Raw genomic sequence first — 10,249 nt, forward strand, 5'->3', positions numbered from 1 at the left:
CGCTGAACAAAATGACGAAAGCAGGTATGCCTGAAAGCGTGCGTATTGCCTGAAAACACAACCCGCTACGGGGGAGACTTACCCGAAATCTGATTTATTCAACAAAGCCACCGAAGCGCTGAATATCCACCAGGGACGTATTAATGAGGTGGCGGAGTATCTGCTGATACCGCGTAAAAAACTCTATCTCAGAATGAAGAAGTATGGCCTGAGTAAAGAGCACTACAAAGGGGTTTAGGCATGGCGCCAGACGATGGTTAATAATATCCTGAATGGTTCCTGTGCCGGAAAATAACGATGTTTTTACGCTAAAGGGGCAGGGAAGGGTGAACCCTTATGAATACCTGAAAAAAGAGGACACCATTTTTTAAATGGATTTTTTATATAGATTTGCAAAGGTGAAGAGGTAAAAACTTGAGCACCTGTTATTTTTTTTATTTTATAGAAGGAATTCTGAGTGAAGCGCATTAACGAACGTGCCTGGGAAGTGTTTGGTATCTATGGAAGGGTTTGTGAAAGCTGCTCCGGGGCGATCGCATTAAGCCTGTTGCAGGCGCTGGCGATGTTTGGTTGCCTTGTGAAAAGAGAGGCTGGCGGGTTAACGCTGTATTGCATTCTGACTTTCATCGCCGTTGTGGCGACGATCGGTTTTTTTGCCTCTCTGATAAGTATAGGAAGAACTATTCATATCCAAAGTGAAGGTCATAAGGTAGCTGAATTCCTGATTTCCTGCGTTTTTTATCCGGTCGTTATCGGTATCCTGCTTTCGGCGCTTGCAACGCTACAATCAATATAAGGTGACATCAGGCGTAAGGACCACAGAGCGATCTCCACGCCATCATTTTAAAGTGGCATGAATAGGTGAAGGTCGATTCCGATTTAACGAAACGAAGCTGCATCAGGCGGCTCGTCGCATCGTCGACATAGACCAGCGCGGTACAGGCGGGCGCACGGTTCTCGAACCAGTGATGGTCGCAACCATCAATCTGGATCAGTTCGCCGCAGCAGGCCCGAAGATAACGTGACTGCTGAATTTTCGGCGCACGTTGTTTGCGGGGGATCCAGAGACCGGCTTTGACCATGAGTGAACGGACAGTCTCTTTGGACAGATGAACATCATGCAGTTCTGCGAGTTTCTCACACGCCAGCGTCGACCCAAAGTCGGTATAGCGCTCGCGGATAATATTGAGCGCGTACTGTGCAAGGTCATCTGGCAGCTGGTTATTGCTGAGATTTCAACAATGGCGGTTAGCGATATCTGGCGAGCCTGATTCACGGCAGTGCAACAGAAGGCGTCGGTACTGGCGATCAGATATACTCAGGTGCTGTGTGGCCATCTGAGTGGTCAGACGCCGGTCGACAACGTCCTGAATAATTTTGAGTCGGTTAACGTCATCCAAAGTGAAAACGTCCGCTGCATGAGCCGTTATCAGAATCCCTCCATGGTGAATCCACGTGTCACTTATCCAGGAGCAGGCTTTACAACTCAGCCACCATAATCTATGTCAAAGCTAAGTTCAGATGTCCGGGGCAGGGCAAAGTCAAAATGTCCGCTTAGTGCTGTGAGTTTAACGGGTCGATGCACGCTATCCTTAATCAAGGGGGACGTTGCCATGAAACGAAAAACGCGCATTACGAAAACGATTATTTGGGACAGATATAAGCAAGTTGATGACCTACATGATATCGCCAGAATGTTCGACAGATATCATTCTTCTATCTTGCCCACTTTCCGCCAGACTTTTGGATAACACCTCAACTCAGGTGACCAAATTAACTAAACCACTACAGACAGTGGCCACAATGATATAGTGAATGTTACCGGTGTCACTCTGGTAACAAGGAAGATCATAGGATCGTTGATGAAACGTAAAATAGTCATACCGCGAAATCAGATCCTGTCGAGGCCTGAATACAGTGCGTGACTCAGCCTTTCAAGAACCGTCTCGCATTCATTCACATCAGTATTCGCGAACCCTAATACGATAAAATCAGACGTCGCGTCAGTATCTAACGTGTAGTTTCCTGTATCAGCAACCTGAATATTGTTTCCGGAAAGCCAGTCATAAACCCAGATGGCTTTTTCAGGCTCGCTGAATTTGACGTAAAGTTGCAGGCCACCTGGCGGGACGCTGAATTGTGCGTCCGGCAGGTATTTCCGTACCAGAGCCACCATGTCATCTCGTTTATGCCGGTATACCGTTCGCATTCTTCGCAAATGTCTCGCATATGTTGCACTTTTCAGCAATTCAGCTACCCATTGTTGCACAAGCCCGCTTGTACCGCGTGACAGACTCCAGTGTAGAGCAGCCATCTGTTGTATTAGATGGCTGTCTGCAACCAGATATCCGAGCCGAACGTTATTGAAAAGTACTTTGGAAAAGGTACCCATATATACGACCTGTTCTGAGGCTGCGGTTGAACGGAGGGCAGGGCGGGGAACTTTGTCGAAGTAAAATTCACTGTCATAATCATCTTCCAGCAAAAGTATCTTCTTCTGACTTGCCAAATGAATTATTTCGCTTCGTCTGCTATCCGACAACGTGATGCATTGCGGAAAATGATGTTCCGGCATCAGATAAAGAATATCCTTCGCCGTTGGCCGAAAGTCGGATAGATCGATTCCCTCAGGATCCATCCTGTGTGACTGTAGATTGTAGCCGAAACGCGAAAAATTACGGGCAAACTCCAGGTAGCCCGGCTCGCCAAAATGAAAACATGTTCTCTCCTGGCGTACCGTCATGGCCAGAAGCAGACTTCCATACTGTGAACCGGGGACAATCAGCACTTCCTGGGGACTGGCTGAGATCCCCCGGGAAGGAAGGATTTGGTCGCAGATTAGTTGACGTAGCTCCAGATTCCCGGCGCTCTCGCCAAACTGATTAAGCCTGTCAGGATAACGCAGCACGCGGTTGAAAGCCTGCCGGAACTCACCGACCGGAAGATGAGCCGTGCTGGCATGGCTGGGAAGCAGGGATAAGCCCCCGGGAAGAAATTTATCGCTCGCGTAGGCGATCGGGGAGGGGGCAGCCGCAACCGGACCAGGCGGTGACGCATCCGGCTTTTCCCGGTAAATCACCATCGTTCCTCTTCCCGTATGGCTGTGACAGTACTCTTTCATGCAAAGCGCTTCATAAGCCCGGACAACGCTTCCCCGGGATACTCTCAGCTGCCGGGCCAGCTCCCGGGAGGGGGGCAGGTACTCGCCATAATTCAGTTGACCCTTGATGATCTGCCAGCTGATTTGCTGCTCAATCTGTTGGTAAAGCGGAAGAGCCGTCGCGCTGCGGCTGAGGTGAATTTCAATCACACAAACCCCTGTGGTCCAATTATTTACCTGAATTGGACCTTTAAACAGTAATGGCACAGGACCAATATAGCGGAAATTTAGCATGCATCTGTCCTGGGCGCAGTAATTTTGCCCGGAAATTAAAAGTGAGATATACGGTGTCCGAAAAATTTCAAACTGTCAGCTTCGATCTCTATTCCTCGGTGATGGGGATAACCGGCCTGGGCCTGGTATGGCGGGCCGCAGCAAAAACCTACGACGTGTCCGCGTTGCCTGGTGAAGTATTCCTTGCGACAGGATTAGCGGTATTTTTAGTACTGACCGGTATCCAACTTCTGCGGCTGGTTTTTTGCCGTCAGATTATCCTTGCAGAATGGCATTCACGTGCCAGTAAGAACTTTTTTTGTGCTGCCACAATTTCAGGTTTTCTGCTCGCAATGGGACTGCTACCTTACAGTATCCTGCTGGCGAAGGTGCTCTGGATAGCGGCCGTCGCCGCCCAGATTTTTTTCCTCACGTGTACATTCCGCCGCTGGCTTATCGATCAGCTCGATACGCATGAAATCAGCCCGGTATGGCTTATACCTATGGTGGGCAACGCCTCTCCGGCTTTCGCGGGCGTGGATCTGGGGTTTCCGGGCCTCAGTAAGATGCTGCTGTTTTCAGCTCTGCTCTGCTGGGCGCTTTTTATGCCGCTTATCCTCTGGCGTATCGTGTTTGTTCGTCCTGTTACCCCGCAGAAGGCCATGCCCGGCCTGGCTATTATGGTTTCAGCGCCTGCGGTCATCGCCGTCGGACTGTACTGTATTTATGGCGGTATGAATGACGTAATTGAATTCATGGCCTGGACCGCACTTTTCTTTGCCATTGTGCTCATCAGCCTGTGGCGAAGAATGATCCCGGATACGTTTGGGCGGATCTGGTGGGGATTTACCTTCCCGTCAACGGCACTGGCATCTGCCCTTATAAGGGTTGACACGGCATCCATGACCACACTGAACCACACGCTTGCACTGGCGGCACTGACATTCGCGACCTTTGTAGTATGCTCCATTATTGTTATGACCGTCAGGCAATCACTGTTAACTCTCTGTTGGGGCAGGCATGCAAAACACTCCGGATAGCGTATTTTACAGTCCTCTTTATGTGAGAGTATCTGAATATCTTTTTTATGCCGGTAAGCGAAACGTCTTTACCGCCATTGCGATGGCGGTAATTGCTAAAATCGAAGAATTTCCGTATGTGAAAATCGAAGAGCTGGCGTCGTACTGTAATACGACGCCTTCGAGCATCACCAAATTCGTCAGGGAACTGGGATACGGCTCGTTCCAGGAATTAAAAAATGACATAGCTCCCTATCGGTTGACGCATCAGGGTATAAAAGGAATGACTGAAAAAGAGGTCATCGAGGAAATATATAAACATATACCTTATGAAGAGTGCAGAAAAATGGCAGAGGTCATTAATAACAGTCGTTCCGTCATTATTCTGTCTAACTCATTTCTTTTCAATATTGCAAATGTCATGAGGGAAAGCATCAGCAGCAGCAACCGGAAGGTTTATCTGGTCGAGCGTTCAAACAACGAACTGATCAAAACCATTCTGCGACAGGTTGACTGCGTTTTTATTCTTACCCTGACAGGACAATGGATAAACTCATGCCAGTATATAAATAACGTGTCTGAAAAGTCGCAATTATGCCTTATTTCAGGAAGCGTGCCAGCAATCCTGAATAATAAACCAGCCCATTCCATCGAACTTAATAATCACCCTCAAATGTTATACGCAAACTATTTTTCTCATAAATACCTTGAAAGTATTGTTTTTAATATCGTACAGAACGTGATTTAGCTCACAAAGTTATTTTCCAAAACAGGAAAATGATAGTTTTTGATTTACAGCCTGTTCACGGATATTTTCAGGTTATACCCTACATCAAGAGAGTCCCGCAAATGTCTGAACAACAGCAGATATTGTCTATCATTGACAATTTAGGTGGCCGTGAAAATATTAAGGATTATTACCACTGCGCTACGCGCTTACGTTTTAATCTCTTCGATTATGACAAGATTAACAAGGATGCCCTTAAAGCGAACCCGCTGGTCCTCTCAGTCGTGCAGGCCAGCGGACAGTGCCAGCTCATTATCGGCAACAAGGTAGGGGCAGTATACAGTGCCCTGCATGGCGTGCTTGAAACCGGTGGTCAGAACAGCGCGCTGTCCTCTTCCGGGACGGCAGCAAACCGGGAATCTTTCATCAGCCGTATCTTCGCATTCATTTCAGGCAGCTTCCTACCTTTGATCGGTATTCTCGCCGCCGCAGGTCTGCTACGTGCTTTCACCACATTGTTGCTGAGCCTGCCTTCTCTGACGGGAAACAGTACGCTAACCCTGCTGTCATTTATCGCTAATGTGCCGTTTTATTTCATGCCAGTGCTACTTGGTTTTACCATCGCCAGGAAGCTTAAATCCAGTGAGCTAACAGGCGCGATCATCGGCGCGTCATTACTGTATCCCGAATTTACCAGTCTGGCAGGGCAGACGCTGAATATCATCGGCCTGCCGCTTGTGGTTATGGAATACGGCTACAGCATCTTTCCGGTATTCTTTGCCGTACCGGTTGCTGCCGCGCTGGAGCGCTTCCTGAAGGCCAGGTTGTGGGATTCAGTACAGCTGTTTATGGTGCCGTTGTTATGCGTCGTGATTGTGGTTCCGCTCACCATGTTTTTACTTGGCCCCTTCGGCAAGTACCTCGGTGATTATCTGGCATCAGCCATCGTTTACATCATTGGCGTGAACAGTCTTGTGGCCGGGATGATCATCGGGGCAGCCTATTCCTTTATCGTCCTGTTTGGGCTGCACTGGGCCATTATTCCGGTAGTCTTTTCAAACATTGCCCATGGCGGTGACCCTATCTATGCCATTGGCGGTATGTCAGCCATCGCTCAGATGGGCGTGGCACTCGGGATCCTTATCAGAACGCGTGATGCAGGTACGCGTCAGCTTGCCAGCAGTGCCTTCTTCCCTTCATTAATCAGCGGTGTGACTGAGCCTATCTTATACGGCCTCATCATCCCTAACCGCCGCACGATTTATTACATCATTATTGCCGGTGCGGTAGGCGGAGGAATTGTGGGTGGCTATAACATCACGATTAATAACCTTGTTTTTGCGAGTCTGCTTTCCATCCCGACCGCAAGTAACATGCTGATTTACAGCGTGGGTCTATTCGCCACTTTAATTACTGGCGCAGTTTTACCGGTTATTTTTGGTTACAAGAGCCGGTCTTAAAAATGGGAGAGAACATGAGTAACGAAACACTGAATTTTCCTGAGAACTTCCTCTGGGGCGGCGCTATCGCGGCCAACCAGGCTGAGGGGGCCTGGAATCTTGATGGTAAAGGTATCAGCGTTGCCGATATCAATGAATATGTTTTCAATGAAGACATGCGCAAGATGTATAATATCGAGCTCACCCGGGACTATGCTGTTCAGGCACAGGATGATAAAGACGGCGTGTTTCCTAAAAGAACGGGTATCGATTTTTACCACACCTTCCGTGAAGATCTGGCGCTGCTCAAGGCCGCCGGTCTGAAGACCTTCCGTACCTCAATCAGCTGGGCGCGTATTTTTCCTGACGGGGATAACACGGCACCTAACGAAGCGGGCCTGAAATTTTACGATGAGCTGATAGACGAAATCATCAAAAATGGCATGGAGCCGATGATTACGCTCGCCCATTATGAGATGCCCCTGAACCTCGCGCTGAATTATAATGGCTGGAAGAACCGTCAGTTAATCGATTTTTATTTTAACTTTGCCCGCACTTGCCTCTATCGCTATCACGATCGCGTTAAGTACTGGATCCCTTTTAACCAGATTAACCTCATTCGCTACGAGTCCTTCAATCATCTGGGCATTTTCGAGGACGAAGGCACCTATCTGGAACAGGATAAATATCAGGGCGTTCACCACGAACTGTTGGCTTCGGCCATGGTAAAAAAATATGCTGCCTCCCTGGGCGGAGATATTAAGATCGGCATGATGCTGTATACCGATTTTGCCTACCCTGAAACGACAAGTCCGGAAGACAACTTTGCCACATGGCAGAAAAACCAGTATGAAATCTACTTCGCGGATGTGCTTCTGCGTGGTGAATATCCCGGCTATATCAAACGGTTCTTCAAAGAGAAAAACATCGTTCTCAGCATCACGGATGAGGATAAAGCTCTCCTGAAGAATACGGCAGATTTCATGACGTTTTCTTATTACACCACCTATGTAAGCAATGCTGAGATTGCGCACCAGTTCAGGGGGAATAACAAGCGTAACCCGCTTTTATCGCAGACCCCCTGGGGCTGGGCAATTGACCCGGTAGGGCTTCGCTATGTGCTGAATTTCTTCTGGGATCGCTGGCAAAAGCCTATCATGATCACCGAGAACGGTATTGGCTGCTTTGACGAGCTGGTTAACGAAACCGTAGAGGATGATTACCGTATCGCCTTCTTCAGGGATCATATCCGCTCTGTCGGTGAAGCCATTGCCGATGGCGTGGAAGTGCTGGGCTACTATATGTGGTCTCCGATCGACATCATCAGCTGCTCGTCAAACCAGATGTCAAAACGTTATGGCCTGGTTTACGTCAATCTTGACGATCTGGGGCGTGGTGACGGCAGGCGTTTCTGCAAGAAAAGCTACTACTGGTATCAGAAACTCATTGCGACCAACGGTAAATCAGTCGAGGAATAATGTACCAGGGCTGCACTGAGGACTTCACATTCTCTGACGCAGCCCTTCATTTATAACGATTATCAGGGCATGCAGATGCATAGACGCTGATGTTATCTTCAGCATTTTAAAGGAGTATAATTATCCGGGTTGACGTGTACGCTGTAACACCTGAAGGCTGGGTTGATGCTGTAGAGGGGCATCCTCATGCCCTATTTGAAGTGCGTAAAATGGTTAACCGCGTTGTTCAGCCTCTGATTGATGCCGGAGTGGACCAAATCGTTCTCGGATGTACACATTATCCCTTCCTCCGCTATCTCATTGAACAGATTGTTCCAGCAGAAGTGACAATACATGATCCCGCCCCTGCGGTTATCAGCCATGCGGCCTCAATGTTGAATAGCTGCAACTGGCCTGAAGAGCGCGGCCAGGAGAAATACCGCTTTTACACCACTGGTAATACAATCCGGATGAAGGAGTCACTTTACAGGCTGCTTGGAATCCATGCAGAAGTAAGTAGTCTTTCTACTTAATTATGTGATTATTTCTTCCAACAACTATTACGGAATAAGTATTCATATGGCGTTTGATTCTGAAGGCATTGGAAAGTTCTATAAGGGGCGGGCTTATGTCTGCCATCAGATCCATGTCATTTCCTTGTACCGAAAATTTCCTCAGAACGGGACTGTAATGTCTTCAATGCTTCCAGCATATCGTCACCATTCAGGGAACGCTGGGATTTCTTCTCTGTCGGTTTTCTGCGCCGCCGGGAAGGGCCATCTCCGGCAGGGAGAGCTTGCGAACGGTTATCGTCGCGTTTGCCCTGAACCAGCTTAATAAACTCAAGTGTCCGCCCGAGGCGCTTGTTGTCCACGATAGCGCCCTGGTCTATTTCCTGAAGGCGATCATAGGTGGAGTAGGGAAGAACAGCGCCATTAAGGCGGAGCTCTTTACGACCATCCGGGTAATGCCAGACCTCAATATATTTTCCGATAGCCCTGCGGCTTAACTCATTATCTTCAATCAGATAGAGCACTTTGTCATATTGCACTGTCAGGGATTTTGACACACGGCGCGGCTCCCTCCATGTGAAAAATGCTGCCAGGTCATCGTCAGTTTCAAGTGGTCGATGCACATCAAAGTCATGCCGGGGCGCTTTAGCAAAACGTCGGTTGTAATCGGCCATAAATTCATCGGCATAATCATTAGCTGAATCCATTGAAGAGATGCCCCTGAGCCTGAGCTCCTTTACGAGGCGATCCTGAAGCGTCAGATGGGCACGTTCCACACGGCCTTTGGCGGAGCTGGTATTGGCGCAGATAGTCTGGATGCTCAGTTCGTGCATCGCACGGCCAAACTGGGTGTAACCATCGCCGCCGGTGGCATTTTTATTGTTGATTCTGAAGACGCTGGCTTTGTCACTGTACAATGCCAGTGGTTTACCATGCTTTTCCAGATAGCCCCGGGTGGCCTCAAAATACGTGAAGGTCGATTCCGATTTCACGAAACGAAGCTGCATCAGGCGACTCGTCGCATCGTCGACGTAGACCAGTGCGGTACAGGCGGGCGCACGGTTCTCGAACCAGTGATGGTCGCAGCCATCAATCTGGATCAGTTCGCCGCAGCAGGCCCGGCGATAGCGTGGTTGCTGAATTTTCGGCGCACGTTGTTTGCGTGGGATCCAGAGACCGGCTTTGACCATGAGTGAACGGACGGTCTCTTTGGACAGGTGAACATCGTGCAGCTCTGCGAGTTTCTCGCACGCCAGCGTCGGCCCGAAGTCGGTATAGCGCTCGCGGATAATACTGAGTGCGTACCGGGCAAGACCATCAGGCAACTGGTTATTGCTGGGTTTTCCGCGACGGCGGTTAGCCATACCAAGCGGGCCTGATTCACGGTAACGCGACAGAAGGCGTCGGCACTGGCGATCGGAAATTCCCAGGCGCTGCGCGGCCATCTGCGTGGTCAGTCGCCGGTCGACAACGTCCTGAATGATTTTGAGTCGGTTAACTTCATCCAAAGTGAAAACGTCCGCTGCATGAGACGTTATCAGAATCCCTCCATGGTGAATCCACGTGTCACTTATCCAGGAGCAGACCTTACAACTCAGCCACTATAATCAATGTCAAGGCTCAATTGAAATGTCCGTTATCCAGCTCAATTAAAATGACCACTTTGATCTCTCATTCTCTTTACTGATAGACTTTCCTCCGACTGAAACAACAGGATGATTG

At 48.9% G+C, this 10,249-nt stretch carries 8 protein-coding genes and 3 pseudogenes; 8 read left to right on the plus strand and 3 right to left on the minus strand.

The window, feature by feature from the left end; all coding sequences use genetic code 11:
* Positions 1-109: 109 nt before the first annotated feature.
* Together AC6CWS_RS26130 and AC6CWS_RS26135 are read left to right on the plus strand one after the other, a co-directional pair.
* A pseudogene (locus tag AC6CWS_RS26130) lies at positions 110-238 on the plus strand (helix-turn-helix domain-containing protein); the annotation flags it as partial.
* 219 nt (positions 239-457) lie between these two features.
* Positions 458-796, plus strand: coding sequence for a hypothetical protein (locus AC6CWS_RS26135; RefSeq protein WP_065883950.1), 339 nt, complete (start codon positions 458-460; stop codon positions 794-796).
* A gap of 61 nt (positions 797-857) precedes the next feature.
* Here AC6CWS_RS26135 and AC6CWS_RS26140 read toward each other — a convergent pair.
* Positions 858-1,430, minus strand: a pseudogene (locus AC6CWS_RS26140) (transposase family protein); the annotation flags it as partial.
* Between the two features lie 183 nt (positions 1,431-1,613).
* On the opposite strand from AC6CWS_RS26140, the pseudogene AC6CWS_RS26145 reads away from it, so the two are divergent.
* A pseudogene (locus AC6CWS_RS26145) lies at positions 1,614-1,748 on the plus strand (IS30 family transposase); the annotation flags it as partial.
* A gap of 143 nt (positions 1,749-1,891) precedes the next feature.
* Here the strand turns inward: AC6CWS_RS26145 and pdxR are convergent.
* Positions 1,892-3,394: a MocR-like pyridoxine biosynthesis transcription factor PdxR gene (gene pdxR, locus AC6CWS_RS26150; RefSeq protein WP_065883948.1), complete on the minus strand. Its 1,503-nt coding sequence runs from the start codon at positions 3,392-3,394 to the stop codon at positions 1,892-1,894.
* Positions 3,395-3,447: 53 nt separating this feature from the next.
* Between pdxR and AC6CWS_RS26155 the strand changes: the two genes are divergently transcribed.
* From AC6CWS_RS26155 to AC6CWS_RS26175, 5 genes are all read left to right on the plus strand, one after another.
* The gene (locus AC6CWS_RS26155) at positions 3,448-4,413 is read left to right on the plus strand and encodes an SLAC1 family transporter (protein WP_223822579.1); all 966 of its coding nucleotides are present in this window, start codon (positions 3,448-3,450) and stop codon (positions 4,411-4,413) included.
* Positions 4,394-5,140: a MurR/RpiR family transcriptional regulator gene (locus tag AC6CWS_RS26160; RefSeq protein WP_498256457.1), complete on the plus strand. Its 747-nt coding sequence runs from the start codon at positions 4,394-4,396 to the stop codon at positions 5,138-5,140. Before AC6CWS_RS26155 ends, AC6CWS_RS26160 begins: the two co-directional genes overlap by 20 nt.
* A gap of 101 nt (positions 5,141-5,241) precedes the next feature.
* Positions 5,242-6,579 (plus strand): PTS transporter subunit EIIC, encoded by a 1,338-nt coding sequence (locus tag AC6CWS_RS26165; protein ID WP_065883975.1) that lies wholly within the window; start codon positions 5,242-5,244, stop codon positions 6,577-6,579.
* Between the two features lie 14 nt (positions 6,580-6,593).
* Complete coding sequence (locus AC6CWS_RS26170) at positions 6,594-8,036, plus strand: glycoside hydrolase family 1 protein (RefSeq protein ID WP_065883944.1); 1,443 nt, start codon at positions 6,594-6,596, stop codon at positions 8,034-8,036.
* A 134-nt stretch (positions 8,037-8,170) separates the two neighbouring features.
* Positions 8,171-8,548 carry a glutamate racemase gene (locus tag AC6CWS_RS26175; protein WP_074442694.1) on the plus strand — a complete coding sequence of 126 codons (378 nt, stop codon included), beginning with the start codon at positions 8,171-8,173 and terminating at the stop codon, positions 8,546-8,548.
* A gap of 116 nt (positions 8,549-8,664) precedes the next feature.
* On the opposite strand, the gene AC6CWS_RS26180 is transcribed toward AC6CWS_RS26175, so the two are convergent.
* Entirely contained in the window at positions 8,665-10,065 is a 1,401-nt protein-coding gene (locus tag AC6CWS_RS26180) for an ISNCY family transposase (protein ID WP_065883942.1), read from the minus strand.
* Positions 10,066-10,249: the final 184 nt, after the last annotated feature.

Source organism: Klebsiella sp. M041 (assembly GCF_059759695.1).

Coding starts and splice junctions, on each gene's coding strand:
- pdxR (WP_065883948.1), bottom strand. CDS start 3,394: ATGCTAAATTTCCGCTATATTGGTCCTGTGCCATTACTGTTTAAAGGT.
- AC6CWS_RS26165 (WP_065883975.1), top strand. CDS start 5,242: ATGTCTGAACAACAGCAGATATTGTCTATCATTGACAATTTAGGTGGC.
- AC6CWS_RS26160 (WP_498256457.1), top strand. CDS start 4,394: ATGCAAAACACTCCGGATAGCGTATTTTACAGTCCTCTTTATGTGAGA.
- AC6CWS_RS26170 (WP_065883944.1), top strand. CDS start 6,594: ATGAGTAACGAAACACTGAATTTTCCTGAGAACTTCCTCTGGGGCGGC.